At 61.7% G+C, this 21,278-nt stretch carries 12 protein-coding genes and 1 pseudogene; 5 read left to right on the top strand and 8 right to left on the bottom strand.

Annotation, left to right across the window (positions count from 1 at the left end):
• Nucleotides 1–72 precede the first annotated feature (72 nt).
• Nucleotides 73–5,181, top strand: coding sequence for an NEL-type E3 ubiquitin ligase domain-containing protein (locus tag ACFZPT_RS08895; RefSeq protein WP_099312765.1), 5,109 nt, complete (start codon nucleotides 73–75; stop codon nucleotides 5,179–5,181).
• Between the two features lie 176 nt (nucleotides 5,182–5,357).
• Complete coding sequence (locus ACFZPT_RS08890) at nucleotides 5,358–10,433, top strand: NEL-type E3 ubiquitin ligase domain-containing protein (protein WP_379555103.1); 5,076 nt, start codon at nucleotides 5,358–5,360, stop codon at nucleotides 10,431–10,433.
• 48 nt (nucleotides 10,434–10,481) lie between these two features.
• On the opposite strand, the gene ACFZPT_RS08885 is transcribed toward ACFZPT_RS08890, so the two are convergent.
• Genes ACFZPT_RS08885 through ACFZPT_RS08860 form a run of 6 tightly spaced genes read right to left on the bottom strand, consistent with a single transcriptional unit; the run spans nucleotide 10,482 to nucleotide 15,649 of the window.
• Nucleotides 10,482–11,219 carry a pilus assembly protein gene (locus tag ACFZPT_RS08885; RefSeq protein WP_034096089.1) on the bottom strand — a complete coding sequence of 246 codons (738 nt, stop codon included), beginning with the start codon at nucleotides 11,217–11,219 and terminating at the stop codon, nucleotides 10,482–10,484.
• A gap of 20 nt (nucleotides 11,220–11,239) precedes the next feature.
• On the bottom strand, nucleotides 11,240–11,764 hold the full coding sequence (locus tag ACFZPT_RS08880) for a CS1 type fimbrial major subunit (protein ID WP_052229511.1): 525 nt from the start codon (nucleotides 11,762–11,764) through the stop codon (nucleotides 11,240–11,242).
• On the bottom strand, nucleotides 11,761–12,507 hold the full coding sequence (locus ACFZPT_RS08875; RefSeq protein WP_052229510.1) for a pilus assembly protein: 747 nt from the start codon (nucleotides 12,505–12,507) through the stop codon (nucleotides 11,761–11,763). Before ACFZPT_RS08875 ends, ACFZPT_RS08880 begins: the two co-directional genes overlap by 4 nt.
• Nucleotides 12,508–12,537: 30 nt before the next feature.
• Nucleotides 12,538–13,767 carry a hypothetical protein gene (locus ACFZPT_RS08870; RefSeq protein WP_177449828.1) on the bottom strand — a complete coding sequence of 410 codons (1,230 nt, stop codon included), beginning with the start codon at nucleotides 13,765–13,767 and terminating at the stop codon, nucleotides 12,538–12,540.
• Nucleotides 13,764–14,999 (bottom strand): hypothetical protein, encoded by a 1,236-nt coding sequence (locus ACFZPT_RS08865; RefSeq protein WP_379555106.1) that lies wholly within the window; start codon nucleotides 14,997–14,999, stop codon nucleotides 13,764–13,766. The genes ACFZPT_RS08870 and ACFZPT_RS08865 overlap by 4 nt, the downstream gene beginning before the upstream one ends.
• The gene (locus ACFZPT_RS08860) at nucleotides 14,996–15,649 is read right to left on the bottom strand and encodes a hypothetical protein (RefSeq protein ID WP_259743799.1); all 654 of its coding nucleotides are present in this window, start codon (nucleotides 15,647–15,649) and stop codon (nucleotides 14,996–14,998) included. The genes ACFZPT_RS08865 and ACFZPT_RS08860 overlap by 4 nt, the downstream gene beginning before the upstream one ends.
• 307 nt (nucleotides 15,650–15,956) lie before the next feature.
• Here ACFZPT_RS08860 and ACFZPT_RS08855 point away from each other — a divergent pair, with 307 nt between their 5' ends.
• Nucleotides 15,957–16,292 (top strand): hypothetical protein, encoded by a 336-nt coding sequence (locus tag ACFZPT_RS08855; RefSeq protein WP_256593241.1) that lies wholly within the window; start codon nucleotides 15,957–15,959, stop codon nucleotides 16,290–16,292.
• On the opposite strand, the pseudogene ACFZPT_RS08850 reads toward ACFZPT_RS08855, so the two are convergent.
• Both ACFZPT_RS08850 and ACFZPT_RS08845 read right to left on the bottom strand, forming a co-directional pair.
• Nucleotides 16,254–18,779 (bottom strand): annotated as a pseudogene (locus ACFZPT_RS08850) (CS1-pili formation C-terminal domain-containing protein). The gene ACFZPT_RS08855 and the pseudogene ACFZPT_RS08850 sit on opposite strands and share 39 nt — an antisense overlap.
• Nucleotides 18,780–18,894: 115 nt before the next feature.
• Nucleotides 18,895–19,386: a CS1 type fimbrial major subunit gene (locus ACFZPT_RS08845; protein ID WP_034096086.1), complete on the bottom strand. Its 492-nt coding sequence runs from the start codon at nucleotides 19,384–19,386 to the stop codon at nucleotides 18,895–18,897.
• A 523-nt stretch (nucleotides 19,387–19,909) separates the two neighbouring features.
• Here ACFZPT_RS08845 and ACFZPT_RS08840 point away from each other — a divergent pair.
• Complete coding sequence (locus ACFZPT_RS08840) at nucleotides 19,910–20,458, top strand: PadR family transcriptional regulator (protein ID WP_034111922.1); 549 nt, start codon at nucleotides 19,910–19,912, stop codon at nucleotides 20,456–20,458.
• Entirely contained in the window at nucleotides 20,455–21,222 is a 768-nt protein-coding gene (locus tag ACFZPT_RS08835; protein WP_099312773.1) for a siderophore-interacting protein, read from the top strand. Before ACFZPT_RS08840 ends, ACFZPT_RS08835 begins: the two co-directional genes overlap by 4 nt.
• The last annotated feature ends 56 nt before the right edge of the window (nucleotides 21,223–21,278 follow it).

Genomic DNA, 21,278 nt, shown 5'->3' with positions numbered 1-21,278 from the left:
GCATTTTGAACTTTTACGGCAATTCTCAAAGCATGAAACTAGCGACTCGAACCCATTAAAGAGTCTTTGTTCATGCCCGAACTTCTTCCACTTGAAACTACGCGCAGCACCTATAAAGGCCCGCACTACGGGTTGATCAAACAAACCATTCCAGACTGGATCACCTCCAGCACACCGACAAGGCTCGGCCAACTGAACACCGCCACTCTGACGCGGCCGGCCGGGCTCGCCGGCCTCACCTCGGCGCAGCATCAAGCGCTGCAGGAGGCCAATGCCGACGGCTGGCGCACGCAGAACCAAGTGGACCGGCTGTTAAGCGATATCCAGGATGTCTACGCCTTCGCCGAACCGCGCTTGAAAAAAGCCATCCAGGATAAATACGGCCTCGACCTGAATGTGCAGACCACGTTTCTTTATTTATATATTCCGGTTGCAAAGCCGTGGTACGTCATTGATTTTTCCAACGGCGTGACCACCCGCAAAGTTTCATTACTGGATGCCGCCCTGCATAACTTCGCCAAACGCGAAACATTTGACATCAACTCTTGCTATATCACTCAACCCGACTATCGCGGGCACTTCGCCGTGCTGCCGTTGGACACTACGATGTCGATCCAACAGTTCAAGGCCCTGTGCCGTGAGCTGGACCTCGGCGCCCACTACCAACGCTACTTGAACGAGCGTCTGCTGCCTGAAGCCACGGCGGCGCGCACCGAATTGCAGCACCAGGTGATCGCCAGCCAAAAAGCAGCCCTCAAAGTCGCCGCTCACTTGGCCAGCATCCACACTGTCGCGCAACAGCCCGCCGACTTGAGCATGGCCGGCTTCCACCTGCTGATGCGCACGCTGCGCGGTGATCGTGGCGTGATGCAGTTCTATCAATTGAGCATTCTGGACGTGTCCTTGAGCGGCATTCTGCTGATCGCCGCGGACCTGGAGCGGGTAACCAGCACCTCAAAGTTGATCGCCTATATTCCCCATGACCCCGAAAGCCCGGTCAAAGAATACGACTCAAGCCTCGCCTTCATGCAGGACCTGACACGCAAACTGCAAACCAACGCGCCGATCCCGTCGCGCCAGCAGCAGACCTACCAGCAGTTCTTCAGCCAGTTTGTCGATCACACTCAACGCGGGCATTTTTTTGCCAACCTGAGCCAGCGGCTGTGCCGCGTCCAATGGCATCAGTACAGCCCCTTGGACCCTCGCCCCAGCTGGCGCGAAACGCCACTGACCGCCCCCCGCCTGCAGTTTTCCGCGACCCCGATCAGGGGCGACCTGTGGCAATTTCTCTACCAGCAGTCGCTCAACAAGATCCTCAACGACGGGCGCGCCATAGCGGTCTCCACCGCCGACGCCGACACCCACGCGCGCTGGGCCTGGTGGGACAACTTCACCCGCCTGTTATCGGATATTTTCAATGTCGCTCTGATGGTGGTCACGCCGTTCGTGCCTTACTTGGGCGAACTGATGCTGGCCTACACCGTGTTCCAACTCACCTATGATGCGGTCGAAGGCGCAGTGGATTTGAGCGAAGGCCAATTCAGAGAGGCCGGCGAACATCTGCTCACCGTCACCAACGACCTGGTACAAGTGGCCGCCTTCGCCATCGGCGGCAAAGTGGTGGGTGCGTTCAAGCGCTCGCCGTTTATCGACGGTTTGCAACCCGTGCAGGTGGGCGATCGAACGCGCTTGTGGAACCCGGATCTGGCGCCCTACGCCCGCCCCGAATTGCAGTTGCCGGCCGACGCACAGCCCGATGCCCTCGGCCTGCATGGGCACCGCGAGCAGAAAGTCCTGCGCCTGGAGGGTCAGCACTATGTCGTCGAGCAGGATGAAACCAGCGGCACCTATCGCATCAAGCACCCCACCCGCGCCGAGGCCTACGCCCCCAAGCTCGTTCATAACGAGCACGGCGCGTGGTATCACGAAGGCGAGGACCCGCTGACCTGGGACAGCCACAGGCTGCGCAGCCGCCTTGGCCCGGTGGTGCAAGGGTTCGACGCGACCCAGCTGGAACAGGCCTGCGAGACCAGCGCCACCCGCGATGCAGACTTGCGCATGATGTACGCCGACCGCGACAGCCCGCCGCCGCTGTTGGTCGACACCCTCAGGCGAATAAGGCTGCGGGCGCAGGTCGACCGCGCACCGGCCCAGGTGCGCACCGGCACCGCCGCTAAGCTGCCGGACAACTGGGCCGCGCAAACCACCAGCGAGCTACCCGGTTGGCCGCCGAACAAGGCCATCGCCGTGTTTATCAACGATGATTTGAGCGGGCACGCCCTCACCTACGGCGCAGCCACAGCCAGCGATGCCGACACCCTGAACATCAGCCATCGCGAGGTAAGCGCCGGCCAATTGCCCGAACGCCTCGCTACGTTCTTGAGCGACAGCGAATTCGCCGGCCTGTTGCCCGCGCCGGTCGGGCCTACGTCTGCCGCGCGCATCCAGGCCCTGCGCGGGTTACTGGCGGATAAAGTGGCGCGGGAAAAAACCGCCGTTTTCAACCATCTCTACAGCACCACGGAAGTGGCCGAAACCGCCCCTGGCGAGCTGATTCAACAACAGTTCCCGCAGTTGCCGAAAAACCTGGTGGCCAACCTGTTGCTGCGCACCTCGCCCGATGAGTTGGAAACGCTGAACACGCAACGGCAGATCCCTCTGCGCCTGAAGAACCTGGCACGGGCACTGGCCAACGAAGTGCGCGCCAGCCACGCAAGCGAGGGGCTCTACGATGACGCGTTGCTGACCCCGGACACCGAACGAATGGTGCTCAATATCCTGCGCCAGCACACCGATGCACTGAGCGACATAAGCATCGCCATTCACGAACAGACCGCCCAGGGCCAGGTGCGCTGCCAGGTTGGCGCCGCCGAGGCCGCCACGAGGAAAATCCTGCTGCACACAGGCCCTGGGCAGTACCAGATCCACGATATGAGCAGCGCTGCGCCGCAACCGCAGTTCAGCTTGTACGAAGCCCTGATCTGGCTGCTGCCGCCGGGCAAGATCGATTATGTGGCCGGCCAGGGCGCGATTTTCAAAGCCTGGCTCAAAGAACAACTGGAACCCTTGAGCAACCGTCGCACGCTGCTGCAAGCCCCCACACGGCGTCAGGTGGATGAGCGTGCCGCCCAGTCGCTGTTGCAAAAGCCCATGTTCGACGCCTTTCGCCGCCTGTTTCGGCGCGAACCGCCACAACCGCCGACGCTCAAGGAAACCCTGGTCAGGTTATGCCCAAGTTTGAGCACCGAGCAGATCGAAGAAGTGACACCGCACCTGAAAACCCCGCAAGCGGAGCAACTGCTCAACACCCTGGAAATCGACCGTGCGGTGCTGGACACAGAGCTGGAAAACTTCCGCAAGCAGAAGCCCAGCCTGACCAAGGCCAGCGCCACGCTGGTGGCCAACGAAATGCTGATGCGCGGCCACATCATCAAGGAGTTGAAAAACTGCTGGGAACAAGGCGCCTATCAACGCCTGCTACCTGCGCAGGCACGCTCCGGCGGAACGCGGCTGGACCTGAGCGAACTGACCCTGGGGCGCTATATCGCCAGCCTGGAGCCTCTGCGGGCGGACTTCAGCCATGTCACGCGCTTGAATGTCAGCGGCACACGCCTGGGGGATCGGGACACCGACTTCCTCGACAATTTCCCCAATCTGCGCAGCCTTGACCTGTCCGACAACAACCTCGCCGGCCTGCCGTCACAGCTGCCCAATATCAAGTTCCTGGCCAAACTGAACCTGAGCAATAACCCCATCGCCTGGCGCCCCAGCGACTACGCGATCCTTGAACGCTGCCAGCTTCTGCGCTCGTTGAACCTGGAAGGCAATACGCAGATGCGCGTCGCTCCGGACCTCAGCCACTTGCCTGAGCTGCGCCGCATGGTGTTGCGGCGAACCAGTATCAGCGCCTGGCCGGCGGGGCTGGACAGCCCGAAACGGGTCACGCCGGAACTGGACTTGAGCAACACCAACGTGCGCACCGTGCCTGAGTTCGCCTCGGATTCGTCGGCGGCGCGCATCGTGGCCAACAGTTGGCTGGACCGTACCAAGCTCGAACGCCTCGACGAAGACCGCTTTGTCAGCTATCGCCGCGCCCAAGGCATCGACCCCTATCGCACCCGCCCGGTCGGCGACAAAGCCAACCGGGACTACTGGACAAGCGGCCTGGAAGGCGAGGATCTGGACACGGCCAAGGAGGTCTGGGACGAGGTCGAAAAAGAGCACGGTTCCCAGGGCTTGTTCGACGTGCTCCATCTGCTGCAACCGCCGGAGCGCTTTCAAACCCAGGAGGATGCGCGGTTGTTCCGCCAGGGCCGGGAAGACCTGTCCATACGCGTATGGCAGGTGCTGTTTGCCGTGGACGAGAACCCCCAGTTCCGCGAGCGCATATTCAGCCTGGCCGGCGCGCCCGCCAATTGCGCCGATGCCGGTGCGCAGATCTTCAACCGCATCGGCGTCGAGACGCTGTTGGAAAACATCCTCAAGGACCAAAGCCCCGCAGGCCTGGCCAGCCGCGAGAGCCGCCTGGCGACGTTGGCCAAACAATCCTGGCGCCTGGATCAGGTCAACGAGCGCGCGCGCGCCGAAATCAAATATCGCACCGACCCGATCAGCCAAGGGGGGCTGGGACAAGCCTTCGGCAGTGGAGATAACCAGGTGGACGACGTGCAGGTGTACCTGGCCTACCAGACCGGGCTCAAGGCACGACTCGACCTGCCGTGGCTGTCCGAACATATGGTCTACCGCAACACCGCCAGGGTCACGGAAACCCACCTCAGCCGCGCCGCTCGCTACATTGCCCATCAGGAGCGCGGCAACGGTCTGGTCGACGGCATGCTTGAGCAACCGTTCTGGAACGAATACCTGCAAGAAAAATACGTTGAGTCGTTCAACCAAGCCCTGGAACAACGTGCCGAGGCCGGCAGCCAACTGGAGGACTTGCTGGAAGCGCACCGCGAGTGGGTGAGCCCGTCCGTGAGCGTCGAGCGCAAGGCCACACTGCGCACACAGCTGGTCAGCCTGGCCGACACGTTGAACCTTGCGCAAGCCGAGGTGCTTGAGGAGCAGCCTCTGTCCGACGCGACGGTGAATACCTTCTACGAGCATATCCAGCGCGACTACCGAGATCTGGCACGGCGCCTGACCCGCCAGGCCTTAGAAATCGCAGCGCAAACATCCTGAAGCGTCCCCGCCCCTCGACAGTTGGCGAGGGGCGGTAGCCGGCTATTTTCGAGATGGATAATTTCGAAATCAAACGCCATCCCGTCGTGGTATCCAACCCGGTATTCGCGCTTATTCTCGCCCCCTGCCCTCATTAGACTCGAATGCCTCATGAGCTGATTTCCAGGATTCATTGCATGGCTGACATCCCCTTTGCCCAAGCCTTTAAAGGGCTGCATTACGACTTCATCAACACTGCGCTTCCGCCCTGGCTGACCGCCACCCACCCACAACGCTTCAAAGCTTTACACCACGCGGCACGCCGCCACCCGATCCCTCCCGCCTCGCTACCGCGCCCCCTCAAGCAGGCAGTGGACGCGCACTGGCAAAACCTCAACGCGTTGGATGGACAGTTTCAAGACCTGAACGATGTCTACGCCTACGCCGAGGCCAAACTGCACACGGCGTTGGCCCAGGATTACGGCGACATCGATGTGAAAAATACCTTTCTGCGCACGTATGTCAGCGCCGCCCAGGCCTGGTGGGTGATTGACGTGACCCAGGGTGTCACCAGTCGCACCGTGTCGTTGCTGGAGGCGGCGCTGCACAACTTTGCCGACAACGAGCAGTTTGTCGATTACGCGTTTCTCTCGCGCCCCGACGCACGGGGGCAACAACGCAGCCTGAGCTTCACCCACAAGGTCAGCGGCACGGCGCTGACTGTCGAGGGGTTCAAACAACTGTGTCGCCGGCTGGATATCGGCGCGCAGTATCAGGCCCAGCTCAAGAGAGCCCTGGGCTTCGAGCAGCGCAGCGTCGCCTATCGCGTGCGCCAGCACGTGCTTGCCCAGCAGAAAAGCGGCTTGAGCGCGGCCGCGCAACTGGCCGCGCACAAGGGCGATATTCCGCGCAACGCCCTGGCACCGTTGCTGGCCCTGGCCGCCGGCCAACCCGCCGTCGAGTGGGAGGGCCAGCCGCTGCATTGCCACACCCTGGACATGATGAACACGCGGCTCACCGGCATCATCCTGCTGCATAGCCCGCCATCGCCGCCCACGCCGCTGACCCAGGTGCTCGCCTATGTGCCGGACGACCCAGAACACCCGCTCAAGCACTACCCTTCACCGCAGGCCTTCATGGCTGAACTGACCCGCCAACTGCGCGACGTCGAGCACTATCAGGTCTTTTTCAGTCGCTTCGTCGCCCACGACCAACGCGGGTATTTCTTCGCCAACCTCAATGCGCGCCTGAGCCGCGTGCAGTGGCACCACAAAGCGCCCACCGACAGCCAGCCCAGCTGGAAAGACACGCCGGTCGAGCACCCGCATCTGCAATTCAACGTGCAACGCTTCGAGCACGACTATCAGAACCGCTCGACCGTCTCCACGCAAAACGACCTGTGGAACTACTTGTATCGGGTGCGCTTGAACAAGATCGTCAACGATGCCCAAAGCCTCGCCGTCTCGACCCATCGCGTCGATCGCATGGCGCGTTGGGCATGGTGGGACAATCTGGAAAAAATCTTTTCCGACCTACTTAATGTCGCGGTGCAAATCCTCACGCCTTTCATACCCGGGCTGGGTGAACTGATGCTCGCGTACACCGCCTATCAACTGACCGACGAGATCTTCGAAGGCATCGTGGACTGGGCCGAGGGCCAGGCGCGGGAGGCCGTGGAGCATATGTTTGGGGTGGCGCAGAACCTGCTGCAGCTCGGCACGTTCGCCGCCGGTGCGCAGGTCGCGCAACCGTTGCACCTGAAGCTGTCGGCCTTTGTAGAGGGCCTCAAAGCCGTGCAACTACCCGACGGTCGCACGCGCTTGTGGAACCCAGAAATCAGCCCTTATGCCGATCCCTCACTGCAACTGCCGGCGCAAGCCCGTGCCGAACCGTCAGGGCTACACCGGCACCAGGGGCAAGCACTGCTCAGACGCGATGGCGAGCACTTTCGGGTGCGCTATGACGCCGAGCGCGACGAACATCGCATCGTGCATCCGCGCCGACCCGACGCCTATCAACCCAGGGTGCAGCTCAAGCGCGACGGCATCGTGCTGCACGAGGCGGAACACCCCCAGACCTGGGACCGTTCGACCTTGCTGCGTCGCCTCGGGCGACCGGTAGAGGGCCTGAGCGATACACAACTGGAGCGTATCCGCCGCATCAGCGGTTGCGACGACGACCTGCTGCGCGGCATCTACCACCACGACCAGCCGCTGCCGCCCCTGCTGGAAGACACCCTCAACCGCTTCGACGCCTATGCCAGTGCCAGCCGCTCCAGCGACAGTATTCGCGTCGGGCAGCCACTGGACCCGGCCTCGGCGTGGTTCGAGCAGACGGTTACCGAACTGCCCGGCTGGCCGGCGAATAAAGCCTTGCAGGTGTATCTACGCGCCGACCTCACCGGCGCCTCTCACCACTACGGCAATCCCGACGCCGCGCCCGCCGACACTCTGAAGATGAGCCTGGCGCAAGTGATGTCCGGCACACTGCCGGAGCGGGTTCTGGCGTTTCTCGATGAACCCCAGACCGAGGCGCTGCTGGGCCAAAGTGTGCCGAAACCCCAACGGCTCCAACACCTGCGCAACCTGCTGGCCGATTACGTCAGCCAGCAGGCGCCCGACATTGGCCCCTATATGCACCGTTTGCGCGAGCTGTCCGACGAGCCGCGCACGCGCCTGTTGCGTGAGCACTTGCCGCGTTTGGAGAGCCACGCCATCGACGCGCTGCTCAGCAGCGCCAACAGCGACGAACTGCGGGTGATGGATGAGCACCAGCGCGTGCCGCTGCGCCTGAAGAACCTCGCCGGCGAACTGGATTTCGTCGCCCGCACCACCCATGCCTACGAGGGTTTCTATTTTCCCTGGCAGCAAACCCCGGACAGCGAACGCATGGTGCTCAACACCCTCAAGCATCACAGCGATGCCTTCGCCGACCTGCACCTGCAAATTCGCGAACGCACGGCCGATGGGCCGTTGCGCTGCGAGGCGGGGCCCATGGACGCCCAGGTGCGCCGCACGCTGATCCGCAAGGGCAACCATGGCTATGAAGTGCTCGACGATCAGTTAAAGCATCTGCACGGCCCGGACACGCTGTACGAGTCGATCCTCCAGGCCCTGCCCGATCCCACCCGGCACGCTTTGGGCTACACCACCGGCCAGGGCAGCGCGCTGCGCGGCTGGCTGATGCAAACCCTGGAACCCCTGGCCGAACGCCGTATCGCCTTGGCCGAACCGCCGACACGCGCTCGCGCGAATCGGGAGACCCTGGCCCTGCTGGGCACACCGATGCCGAAAAGAACCGCTCGCGGGCCAACGCAGCCGAGCGCGGATCTGCATCGGGAGGCTCTGAAAACCCTGTTCCCCTACCAAAGTGAAGAACGTATCCAGACCTACATGGATACCGTCGGGCCGCAGGCCCTTGGCGAAACGATCAACACCCTGGTCGTCGAACGCATTCGCCTGAACGGCGAGCTGTCGCGTTGGGCACTGCAGCCAGGCGCCCATAGCCTGAGTGTGGAGCGCGAGTTGCGCGCATTTATCAGCGCCAGAATCCTCGAATGCTGGGACGACCAGGTACGCGCCCGGGTCGAACATCGCGGCTCAGTGCTGGACCTCAGCGGCCTAGTATTACCGGACGCTTTGCCGACGCTGCAAGCCGATTTCGGCCATGTGGTCGGGCTCAACCTGGCCAGAACCCGCTTCAAGGCAGAGCATGCCGATTTTCTCGCGCGCTTCCCCGCGTTGCGCACCCTCGATCTGACCCACAATCCCCTGACCCACCTGCCGGATACCCTGGTGGACCTGCGCCATCTGGAAAACCTCGACCTGTCGTACACCCTGCTGCAATTGCGCGCGCGGGATGTTACCCGCCTGAAAAACCTGCGTTACCTGCGCCGCCTGAAACTCAACCACACCCCGACCCGCCAAGTCCCGGATATCGGGCGCATGCGCGACCTGCACGAACTGGACCTGAGCCGCACGCCCATCGAACGCTGGCCGGACGGGGTGTTCGATGTGCCCCGGCCGCCGCACTGGCTGCTCAACCTGCAAGACACAGCCATTACCGAGGTGCCCGAGGTCGAATTGGGCAGCCCTGCCGCCCTGGTGGTTGCCCGCACGCGCCTGGATCGCTCACGTCTGGGGGCGGTGAGTCGCGAGCGTTTCAGGGCCTACCGCGAATCCGTGGGCCTGGACGCAGACCGCAGCTACGAGCCGCGCGGCGAGAGTGAACCCTGGCTGGCCTACCTGGACACCACCGCTCAGGACGCCGCGCGCGCGCTGTGGAGTCGGCTGGAACACGAGCATGGCTCCCAAGGCTTCTTTGAAGTGATCAAAGCGCTTGAAGCACCCGACGAATTCCAGAGCGCCGAAGACGAACAGCGTTACACCGCCAACCACCGCACCTTGACGCAACAGGTCTGGGAGCTGCTGGATGCGGCGGACGCCGACACTGCCCTGCGCCTGAAACTGTTCGAGATGGCCAGTTACCCGGCCAACTGCGCCGATGCCGGCACGCAGATATTCAACGAGCTGGGCGTGGAGGTGTTGGTCCATCAGATTGAACGCTATGCCCCCTCGCCCGAGGTTCACGAGCAGCGCCTAGCCGTGCTGTGCAGGGGCATTGCGCGGCTGCGGCAGCTCAACGACGTGGCGCGGACCGACATCCGCCAGCGCCTGGCGCCGCTCTCCCAGGGCGGCCAGGGCCTGCGGCTGCGCAGCGAAATCGTCGACAACCTGCCTGGCGAGGTGGATGAAGTAGAGGTGTACCTGGCCTACCAGACTGCGTTGGCGCAGCGCCTGGACTTGCCGTGGATCGCGGACCATATGATCTACCGCCTGACGGCCAACGTGAGCGAGGCGCAGATCGGCAGCGCGTACCGCCAGGTGCTGGAACTGGGCGAAGGCGACGGCCTGGTCAACCGCATGCTGCTGGACCCACACTGGCGCGGCTGGCTGGAGCAGCGCTATCCCGAACGCCACGCGCAGCATCAGCAAAGGCTTAAAACGCGTCACGGGCAGTTGTTTGAGCTGCAAGACTTGCATGAACAATGGCGCAGGGCACCGACGCCCGAGGCCCTACAGCAGATGCAGGATTTGGCGACCCTATTGGGTATTAGCGATGGGCAGTTGCAAGGCGATGACGCTGCGTTTCAGGCCGCCTGCGAGCGCCTGGAAGAGACCCTGGGCTATGACGCCCTGGCGTGGATGCGCGAACAGACGCGCAATGCTTTGCGCGACGCCGGCGACTGGCGCAATCGAGCGCCGAAGCGTTGAGCCGCAAGCCCCGGCAGGCGTGCACGGGCGCGCGCCTGCCGGGGTCCGTCAGCGCACTTCGATCCTGCGCTGCGCATCGCCTTCCCACAGATAGAAGCGGTAGACGCGCCCAGCCTTCTTGTCGAAGCTGAAGGTGCGGCCGGGGAAGATATGGTTCTTGGTGGTCGGCGCGCATTCCGTACTGTCATGGCCCGCACAATCCTTGAACTCATCGACCAGTACCACGGTGTTGCCGGCATTGCGCATGACGTAGCGCTGCCCACCGTTCTCGATCTTCGTGTCGAAGCGGCTGTCCTTGGGACGAACGAAAAATACCGTGCCATAGCCAGCCATCACCTGCACGCCACCGGCCAGGGTGTTTTTATAGGCTTCGCGTTCCTCATCGCTGACCTGGAACTCATCGTCTTTCTCCGGCGCCACCGGCAGGTAACGCACGCGGAAGTAGCGCTCCTTGTCACGCTCGCCCATAAACAACAAGCGCGTGCTCTGCACACCGCCGGCCGGCACGATCAAGCGCGCCGGGCTGGCGATCAGGCCGTTGCGCACGCTGCCGTCGGCCTCGGTCTTGAGCGGGACTTCGTCGTAAGTGCCGTCGGGCTTGTAGAGCATTTCGGTGATGTTGACCTTGACGAAAGCGGTCTTGGTGCCGCCGTTGAAGACCCGCTTGAGGTAGGTGCTTTTATCGCCGCGCAGATAATCGTAGAAATCCCCGACATTGATACTCGGCCCCGCCTGGGCACTCAGGGCACACAGCAACAGGCCCAGCCCCGCACATACACGCTTCATAACCGCTCCTTTGCACACCATCATGGCCTCACCGCATCGAACAGCAGCTCGACGCTGCCGTAGTAGTCACCTGGCGTAAACCCATCCGGCGGCTCGACGGCCGATATATCCAGCAGTACGCGCTTGCCCTGGCGCGCTTCGTCCTGGGGCACCACCAGGGTGTCTTCAAGGCTCAGCACTTGGCCGTTGAACGTGACGCTCAGGTCGATGTAGGTACGCCCGCCGTTGAACAGGGTGGGCAACGCACCCAGGCGCGCATTGATGCCGCCGGCGGAACTCTTGACGTCGAAGTGTTCCCGCAAGGGCCGTAGGCGCCCCGGCACCAGGTCCCAGATCATCTGTTGTTCGCGCTCCAGAAAACCGGGCGTGATCGGCAACACGTAAAAATCCTGGGTGGGGATGGTCACCGACACATCGAACACTTGCACTTCACGAACCGCCTGTACCGCAGGGCTGAACACCGCGCCACCGGTGAGCAGCACCAGGCCCAGCAGGGCCGGACCGCCTCGTTTCCACCCACGATGGGTGCGTTTACTGACTCTCATCCTTTGACCTCATAAGGTTTCTTGTCGCTGCCTTCGATCAGGGTGAAGCGGTAGGTCCGCCCCTTTTGCTTGTCAAAACCAAACGTGCGACCGGGCAGAATGTGGTTCTTGGTGGTCGGCTGGCAGTCCTTGGGATCGGCCGCGGAGCAGTCCTTGAATTCGTCGACCACCACCACACTGTTGCCCGCGTTGCTCAGGCGGTAATGGCCGGCGCTGTCGTCGACGCCGGTCTGGAAACGCGCGTCCTTAGGCCGCACGAAAAACACCGTGCCATAGCCCGCCAATACCGTTACCCCGGCAGACAAAGCGCCTTTATAGGCTTCGCGTTCTTCTTCCGAGAGGGCGAACTCGTCGTCCTTTTCCGGCATCACCGGCACGAAGCGCACGCGGAAATAACGCTCTTTTTCCCGCTCGCCCAGGTACAGCAGACGCGTGCCCTGCATGCCGTTGGCCGGCACGATCAAGCGCGTGGGGCTGGCCATCAGGCCATCGCGCAAACTCGCGTCGGTGGCGGGTTTGACTTCCACCTCTTCGGAGGTGCCGTCGGCGTTGTAAAGGATTTCCAGCACCTGGACCCTGACGAACGCCGTGCTGTCGCCGCTGTTGAACACGCGCTTGAGGTAGGTGCTCTTGTCACCGTCCAGGTAGTCGTAAAACACCCCGACATTCAGGCTGGGCCCGGCCTGCGCCCCCAGCGGCAGGCCGCACAGCAACCACAAGGCCCACACATATTTGCTCCACATAACGCTCTCCAATAACACGTGTGACGTCGTTTACAGGTCCGAATCCCAGATCACCGTGGCCATCCCCGAATAGGTGCTGCCGCCCTGGCTCAGCATGTTGTCGGTGTGCTCTCGGCCAACCTCGAAATGCAGGGTGCCGGGTCGGCGATTCACGTAGTGCCCAGGCTGGAACAGTTGGGTGCCCGCGCCGCTGAGCAACAGGGGCTGGCGGTTCACCGCCGAACCATCGGGGCGGTTCAGGCCATAGGGCAGGCTGACGCTGATATCCAGCGGCACTTGATGGCCGTCGGCGTTACGCAAGGCGCAGGTGTCGCCCATCACGCGCTCGCATTCCAACTGCATCTTGAAACGCGAAGACGCGGAGATATTGAAGGTCTGGTCACGGAACAGCCGCGCCGGTTTGCGCCCCTGATTCAGCCAGGCTTGCCAGCCGCCCTGGGGCACCAGTTCGATGCGGTTGCCGCCGGGCGGCACTTCGACCTGCAAGGTGTGCAGCACATCCAGACTGAAATTGAGGGTTAACTGGTTGTCGCTGGGGATCACCACGTCGCCGAAGTCGAAGTCCTGATGCGGCCCCATGGTGTAGGTGATGTTGCCGACGTATTGCCCTGACGACATGCCCAACGGGTTGGGGGTTCGCAGTGCATAGGCGAACTCGAAGGTGCTGTACCAGAACCGCGTGATCGTGGTGCCGGGGAATCGGCTGCACACCCCCGCTCCCTCCGGCACCAGCCAGAAGAACAGTGCCAGGGTGTTGTTACCGGTGAGAAACCCGGTGCTCTGGCAAGGGCTCGGCGCAGTTGACCACTGCCCTTGCCAGGAATACCCAGGCCGCGCCCAGGCACTGGTGTTGGGGCGCACATCCCAACGGTGCCCGATCCCGGCAATGCGCACCTGCACGGTTTCTGTTTCGCCGGTACGGGCATGGGTCACCTGTACATCCCGCCACTCGGACGGCACTTTCCACATTGCGCCTTGGCGCGGATCCTCGTGAAAGGCCTCGATAGGCGCGTTGGCGTTGGCGGCGAAATTGCTGGTGCGGATGGTGAAAATCCCCATCTGCTGGCAGCGAATCGGCATGTGTCCGGCACATATACCCGTCACCGGCGTGGTGTTGCGAAACTCGTTCTTGGTCGGGTTCGCCGGGTCGGGGACAAATTCGGCGGTGATGTCCTGGGACAGCGCCTGTGCCGTACCGGTAGCGCCAAGGCCCAACAGGCCGGCCAATGCGACGCGCGCCAATCGTGATGTTCTGCTCATAGATCCGAATCCCAAATAACGGTGGCTTGTCCCGAATAAGTGCTGCCGCCCTGAGCCAGCATGCTGTCGGCATGCTCTTTGGCGACCTCGAAATGCAGGGTGCCGGGGCGGCGATTGACGTAGTAGCCAGGCTGGAACAGCTCGGTGCCCGCGCCGCTGAGCAGCAAGGGCTGAAGGTTCACGGCCGAACCATCGGGGCGGTTCAGGCCATAGGGCAGACTGACGCTGATATCCAATGGCACTTGATGGCCGTCGCCGTTGCGCAAGGCGCAGGTGTTGCCCATCACGCGCTCGCATTCCAACTGCATCTTGAAACGCGAAGACGCGGAGATATTGAAGGTCTGGTCACGGAACAACCGCGCCGGTTTGCGCCCCTGATTCAGCCAGGTTTGCCAGCCGCCTTGGGGCACCAGTTCGATGCGGTTGCCGCCGGGTGGGACTTCGATTTTGAGGTCGTGCTGGACCTCCAGGAAAATACTGAAGGTCAGTTGGTTATCCGTGGGAATCAGCACATCGCCGAAATCGTAATCACCACCAGACCCCATTGTGTAGGTCAGGCTGCCCGTGTATTCGCCACTGGACATCCCCAAGGGGTTGGGGGTCCGTAGCTCATAGGCGTACTCCATCTGGTAGATACGCATATAGGCCAATTCTTGGGAGGGCTTACGACTGCAGACCCCAGCGCCTTCCGGCACCATCCAAAAATAGGTAGCGGTTTGCAAACCAGCCTTCAAATGACCGGTTGAAATACATGGGCTCGGCGCCCTTGCCCATTGTTGTGTCCAACCAACCCCAGGTTGCGCCCAAGCAGAAACCCCAGGCGGACGCGGCACCTGCCAAAGACCACCAAAACCGGCAATGCGCATTTGCACTGTTTCGGTTTCTCCGGTCTTGGTATGCGTCACCAACACGTTCCGCCAATGCGACGGCACCTGCACCATGAACCCCTGTCGCTCATCGGCGTGATTGGCCAGGATCGGGCCGTTGGACAACGCGTCAAAACCGGGGATGCGAAGGCTGAACAGATTCAGGGCCTGACACTGCGTCGGGATATGCGACTGACAGATAGAACTGATCGGCGTGGTGTTCTGGAACTTGTTGACCATGGGGTTGGTAGGGTCCGGTTTGAACAGCGCGGTGATGTTCTCGGATATGGCCTGGGCTGTCCCCGTCCCTCCTAGGCTCAACAGTCCGACCAAGACGGCAAGGTTCAACGGTGATGCGCGATTCATAGATCCGAATCCCAAATAACGGTGGCTTGCCCCGAGTAAGTGCTACCGCCCTGAGCCAGCATGCTGTCGGCATGCTCTTTGGCGACCTCGAAATGCAGGGTGCCGGGGCGGCGATTGACGTAGTAGCCAGGCTGGAACAGCTCGGTGCCCGCGCCGCTGAGCAGCAAGGGCTGACGGTTCACCGCCGAACCATCGGGGCGGTTCAGGCCATAGGGCAGGCTGACGCTGATATCCAATGGCACTTGATGGCCGTCGGCGTTGCGCAAGGCGCAGGTATTGCCCATCACGCGCTCGCACTCCAACTGCATCTTGAAACGCGAAGACGCGGAGATATTGAAGGTCTGGTCACGGAACAGCCGCGCCGGTTTGCGCCCCTGATTCAGCCAGGCTTGCCAGCCGCCTTGGGGCACCAGTTCGATGCGGTTGCCGCCGGGTGGGACTTCGACCTTGAGGTCGTGCTCCACACTCAGCGTAAAGTTGAACGTAAGGACGTTATCGTTAGGCATCATGACGTCGCCCATATCGAAATCCATCCCCGGCCCCACCGTATAGGTCAGGCTGCCCACGTAATCGCCCGAGGACATGCTCAGCGGATTCGGCGTGCGCAGCTCATAACCCAGGTACAGCGACGTGTAGCGCAAGTTCGGCACCCGGAACAATGCCTGTTTGACACAGGTTCCATCTCCTTCCGGGATTCGCCAAAAATACGATGAGCCCGTCGAAGTGACTGTTTGAGTTCCGCTGGTTTGCCTGCACGGCAGAGCATCCCTGGCCCACCAGCCGCCGCGCCACATCAAGTTATGCCCAGCAGCGCCCCCAGTCCCGGTCATTTGCGAGACATTGCCGCCCAGCTCATGCCATCCACCCAAGCCACCAATACGCATGTCCAGCGTTTGCTGCTCGCCGGTCCTGACATGCGTGACCTGCACAGAGCGAAACTGCGAGGGCACTCTGAACATGGCGCCTTGGCGCATTTCATTGTCGGCGGCGATGGGCCCATTGGCACTGAAGCTCAAGGGCGATAGCAAACTGGCCAAGCCCCATGTTTCACAAAACGCCGGTTGCCACAGACAATGCCCCAAGTTCGGTGAGGTGTTGACGAACTTGTTCACCATAGGGTTCGCCGGGTCGGGTTTGAATACTGCCGTCACTTCCAGTACGCCCGCGAAAGACAAGGGCGTTGCAACCCCCAGCACCAATGCGATCGCCACACGCTGGATGCGTTTGAGTCCTGCTCTGCACAAAATCACACCGTTAACCCGCCTTGCCACTGCCATTGAAGGCCTCCGCTAACGTATCCGCGGTGCAGCGCAAGTCGCCGATCATCAGCACGTTGCTTTCCTCACGGGCCTTGGAAGGATCGAGTCGGAACTGGCAGAGCAACTGGTTGTTGCGCCGCACTTCGAGGGTGGGCGAGCTGGCGTTCATCTCAAGGGAGAAGAAGCCGTCGACTTCGCTGACGCCACGGGTGGCGTGGTTGATCACATGCAGGCCCTTGAGCGGCTTGCCCTGAGGGTCGACCAGGCGCCCGAGCACGGTGACGGTCTGCATCACGCTGATCTTGCGGTAATCCACCCCGCCCTTGTTCAGGTGGTAGCGGGTGCGTTGCGGCTGGATCGAGGCCGACGGCGCATGGTTGCCCTCGAAGTCGAAGCTGACCGAACTGCCTTTGTAGGCCGCCACCGGAATGAAGTTACGCCCCGGCCGCAATGCCGTGCTGCCGCCGCTCATGTCATCGGCGCGCAGGGCGATGTCATCCACGTCGGTTTCCACGTCCACGATCAAGCCGGAACCGGACCCGTGGTACTGGCTGGTGAGCACCATTTCCCGCTGCCCCATGGCGAAGGTGCTGTCCAGGTTCAGGCCGCCGGACAGTTCGTTGTTGAACGAAGAACGCTGGACGAAGCCGTCGCCAGTGACCACGTCGTTCTGGAAACTGGCCATGCCGGACAGACCGACGCCGTAAGTGTCGGTGATCGCGGTCGCCGACACGCTTTGCAGGACGTGATCCTTGAGGTCTTTGCGGTAGGTCAGCGAGGCGTTGTTGTCGCGAGTGCCGTCACGGGCGGTACGGGTGCCGATGCTGGCGGACCATTGCTCGCCCGGCGCTCCGAGGGCCAGGCTGACACTCAGGTCGACGCCGCGGTTGCGCCGGTCACCCGTGCTAGCGGTCGCCGGCCGGTCGAACACCGACAGCCGCCAGTTGGCGTCGTTGCCGAACAGGTGGGTGCGTTCGGTCCAGCCCAGGTCCAAGCCCAAACCATCGGTATTGCCTTGGCTATAAGACACGCGGCCATTGATCGAACGCAGGTTGCTGAGCCGGTGGTTGAGGGACAGCGATGCGTTGCTGGTCTGGCCGACGAACACATCGCGCTGGCGGATGCGCGTGCCGTCGGGCAGGGTTTCGTAGGTGTTGCGGGTGTCGAGCCAGCTGCGGGTGTAGTTGAACACCACCGTGCCGGCACCGTAGTTGTAGAGGGCGTTGAAGTCGGCGCCGGTGCCGTATTTTTCGGTCTGGTACAGGTTGGCATACAGGCTGGCGTAGTTGGCCAGGGTCCAATCGATGGAGGTGCCGTACTGCATGTTGTCCTTGACCTGGCGCCCGGACACGCCCAGCACCACGCGCGGGTGTGCCAGGTAATTCAGCGAGACCCCGGCGGTTGGATCGCCGCTGGTCTGCTCTTCGTAGTTGCTCAGCAGTTTGCTTTCCCGGCCCGCAAACAGGTTTTAGCGCCAGCGCTCGTCGAGGTTGCGCCAGTTGTTGGGTTTGTAGACCAACTCTTGTGTGGTGCTGGTGATCTGGCCGTCTTCGATCAGGCGCACTTCCACTTCATAAATGCCGCCCGGCAAGGCACGGGTGTCCAGACTCTGCAAACCGCTGCCGACGGCCTGAGTGTTGACCAGCAGGCCATTGCGGTAAATCTCCACCGATGCCTGGCGGCTGGCGGTGACGTAAATCGGATACACGGCAGGCTTGGGGTTGTTGATCATCAGGCTGTCGGAGCTGCCGTACATCACCCCGATGGCGGTGTCCGGGCTCGCGCCGAAGGAGCGCAGTTGGCGGGTCAAGCCTTCGGAGTTGGGGGTGAAATAGCCCAAACGCAGGAAATTGCCTTGCAGCTCGCGCTGGGTGTAGAGCGAATAAACGGCGTGGTTGAGGTCCTGGTCATCCGGCCCGCCCAGCCGCGACAACTGCATGTTCAGGGTCTGGCTCCACAGGCCCAGGCTGCTGCTGGCATCCAGGCCGAAGCGCCCGCCCAGGTCCTGGCCTTCGCCGCCACTGAGGTTCAATTGGTTACGTACGATCAGGCCGGTGCTGCCGCCGGTGGGCAGGAAGTAGTAGCGCTCTTCGTCGGCGTCACGTTCGGCGTCCTCGGTCAGCAGGGAAACCTTGGAACCTTCCAGGTTGTAGTGCACCGCCAGGAGTTTTTCCGGGCAGTTACTTTCGCAGCTTCCCAGTTTCACGCCTTGTTTCAGATAGTCGGCCCAGCGTTCGCGCTCGTCGTCCTTGATCACGCTGCCGTCGTGGTCGGTGAATTCGAGCAAGGTCAGGCGGTCATCCCGCGATAGCACCACCATCGCTTCAGAAACAAACTCCTGATCGAGTTCAACCCTGACCGCCAGAGGCACATCAAAAAAATGCTCTTCAAAGTCTGCCGGCAAACCCTTGGCCTGGGAGAGCAAACTACGGGGTGTGGTGCCGTTGGCGGGATCTGCCGCCAACGCGCCCGCACAAAACAACAGGGCGAGCGCTGCCGCGATGGGAGTCATCGGGAACATGAACGGAATACTCTGATTTTCGAACTGCAATAAGGGAACCGATCAACCGACATGACTGCCTGCCGATCGGTATCACTACCCAATAAGCCGACGCTTATTGATCAGCGGGCCTGCCTCACTGAGTGACGCGAGGCTCGTGATCGAACACGATGGTGTAGTTGGTGGTGAAGAGCCCGGAGACACCATCAGCCGGCTTGGCTGCGGCAATCACCAAATCAGCCTGAGTACCCGGCGTGGAGCTGGCGTCATCGACCACTTCCAGCGGCGAACCGGTCAGCACCACACCGTTGAAGGTGTTGGTCAGAGCGATGGCGTCGGTGCCGTTGCTCAACGAAGCAGGACCACCTTCGATGTAGGCTTTGATGGAGCCTTCGGTGTTTTTCACGTCGTAGGTGGCGCGCAAGGAACTCAGCTCACCGGACACGGTGTTGTAGTTCATGACTTCGTCACGACCAAAGTTCGGGTCACGCGGCTGAACGTGGAACTGTTTAGTCGGGATCGAGGCTTTGATGTTGATGACGCTGGACGCTTCACCGACAGCGAACACACTGGACGAACCGAAAGCCAGGGCAATCAGTGGCAGTACGAAAGCGGTTTTTTTAAGCATTTTGAGTACCTGTTATCGCATTAAGAGCGTTAGTTGAAAAACTCAGTTTCGTGCGTGGCACAACTCGTAAAAACCGAGTCCTGCGACGCACGTAAATAGTCCCTCGAAACGCCTTTTCGCGAAGCCAGTACTTTCGTTTAAAGCAGTAGTTAATCACGACACGACAAGACAGAAGAAAACCTTGATATTCAATATGATGGATATTAACTGTAAGCCGCTTATTACATCACTTAATGCAGCGTACTACTTGTATTAACAACTCGACTGTAAGACGAATACTACATGCCGTACAGGGCCTGATTATTACCCGCTTTAGAGTAATAACTCCAACTAACAAGTTAGTACCTGACACTTGAAAACGCTACTTATTTGCTGAGTAAAACAGCCGATCAGCCGCCGTTGCAGACCCAGTGCAGCCCCGCTCGCAAGGGCTTGCGCGCGCCGATACCGTTCGTCAGAGGTTTTTGCATGACTCATAAGATATATCTTACGTTGTATCTAAATGAGACAGGAGAGCATGACCATGAGAGACCCTCATCACCACCGAGACCACGGTGACAGCCGCGACGGCTTCGACAAACGCCCCGGCCGCGAACGCGGCGGGCGCGGCCCACGGGTGTTTGCGCCGGGAGATTTGAAATTGCTGCTGCCGGCGCTGATCGCCGAACAGCCGTGCCATGGCTACGATTTGATCCGCCGCATCGAAACCTTGTTCGACGGCGCCTACACCCCCAGCCCTGGGGTGATCTACCCCACGCTGACGTTCCTGGAAGAGAGCGAGTTGATCGCCGGCGACAGCGAAGGTGGAAAAAAACGCTACACCATCACCGACGCCGGTCGTCTCTTCTTAAGAGAACAGGCGGTTGCCCTCGATGGCATTCGTTTGCGCATGGACGTCAGCAAACGCTCGTTGCGCGGCCACGACCGCCCGCCGGAAATCCACGAGGCGGTGCATAACCTGCGCCATGCCTTGCATTCGCACCACGGGCGCTGGAGCCCGGAAGAAATCGTACGGGTCGCCGCGCTGCTCAACGGCACCGCCCAAGCCATCGCTGACGGGAAAGCTCAATGAATAAGCCAGGTATCCACCGCGTCACCCACGAGATCAAGCGCCGCCGCCTCGACGTGCTGCGCGTGGTCGACATCACCCCACGCATGCGCCGCATCACCTTGGGCGGGCCGGAACTGGCGGGCTTTATCAGCCTGGGCAGCGACGACCACATCAAGCTGCTGTTCCCACGCAACGCGGCCGAACAGGCCGCGCTGGACAGCCCGACGTTCAACATCAAGGGCGACGGCCCGCAACCGGCCATGCGCGACTACACCCCGCGCCGCTATGACGCGAAACGTGGCGAGCTGGACATCGACTTCGTGCTGCACGGCGATGGCCCCGCCTCCACTTGGGCCGCACAGGCTACGCCCGGCCAGCACCTGCACATCGGCGGGCCACGGGGTTCGATGATCGTGCCGGACATGTTCGACAGCTACCTGTTGATCGGCGACGAAACCGCGCTGCCGGCCATCGGCCGACGCCTGGAAGAACTGCCCGCCGGGCGCAAGGTATTGGCTGTGATCGAAATCGCCGATGCGGCGGAACGCCAGACGCTGCACAGCGACGCCGATGTCGAGGTGATCTGGGTGCTGCGCGGCCAGGATGACCTGCTGGAAACCGTGCAAAACCTGACATTGCCCGAGGGCTCGCTGTACTGTTTTGTGGCGACCGAGACCCAATTGGCGCGGCGGGTGCGCCGGGTGTTGCTCGATACGCATCGGGTAAACGAGGAGTACCTCAAGGCCGTCGGCTACTGGCGCGCTGACGGCAGCGAAGAGGCATAACTCATCGCTCCAGCAGGATGAAGACCTAATCCTGATAGCAGCATGTCAGCCAACGA

Source organism: Pseudomonas sp. MD330_10 (assembly GCF_042610415.1).
GTDB classification, from domain to species: domain Bacteria; phylum Pseudomonadota; class Gammaproteobacteria; order Pseudomonadales; family Pseudomonadaceae; genus Aquipseudomonas; species Aquipseudomonas rhodesiae.
Note: the sequence above shows the minus strand (reverse complement) of the source record. Positions and strands in the feature narration are given on the sequence as shown.

What these genes read in the sequence shown, in the direction of transcription:
- ACFZPT_RS08895 (WP_099312765.1), top strand. Translation starts at nt 73, where the DNA reads ATGCCCGAACTTCTTCCACTTGAAACTACGCGCAGCACCTATAAAGGC.
- ACFZPT_RS08890 (WP_379555103.1), top strand. Translation starts at nt 5,358, where the DNA reads ATGGCTGACATCCCCTTTGCCCAAGCCTTTAAAGGGCTGCATTACGAC.
- ACFZPT_RS08885 (WP_034096089.1), bottom strand. Translation starts at nt 11,219, where the DNA reads ATGAAGCGTGTATGTGCGGGGCTGGGCCTGTTGCTGTGTGCCCTGAGT.
- ACFZPT_RS08880 (WP_052229511.1), bottom strand. Translation starts at nt 11,764, where the DNA reads ATGAGAGTCAGTAAACGCACCCATCGTGGGTGGAAACGAGGCGGTCCG.
- ACFZPT_RS08875 (WP_052229510.1), bottom strand. Translation starts at nt 12,507, where the DNA reads ATGTGGAGCAAATATGTGTGGGCCTTGTGGTTGCTGTGCGGCCTGCCG.
- ACFZPT_RS08870 (WP_177449828.1), bottom strand. Translation starts at nt 13,767, where the DNA reads ATGAGCAGAACATCACGATTGGCGCGCGTCGCATTGGCCGGCCTGTTG.
- ACFZPT_RS08865 (WP_379555106.1), bottom strand. Translation starts at nt 14,999, where the DNA reads ATGAATCGCGCATCACCGTTGAACCTTGCCGTCTTGGTCGGACTGTTG.
- ACFZPT_RS08855 (WP_256593241.1), top strand. Translation starts at nt 15,957, where the DNA reads ATGGCGCCTTGGCGCATTTCATTGTCGGCGGCGATGGGCCCATTGGCA.
- ACFZPT_RS08845 (WP_034096086.1), bottom strand. Translation starts at nt 19,386, where the DNA reads ATGCTTAAAAAAACCGCTTTCGTACTGCCACTGATTGCCCTGGCTTTC.
- ACFZPT_RS08840 (WP_034111922.1), top strand. Translation starts at nt 19,910, where the DNA reads ATGAGAGACCCTCATCACCACCGAGACCACGGTGACAGCCGCGACGGC.
- ACFZPT_RS08835 (WP_099312773.1), top strand. Translation starts at nt 20,455, where the DNA reads ATGAATAAGCCAGGTATCCACCGCGTCACCCACGAGATCAAGCGCCGC.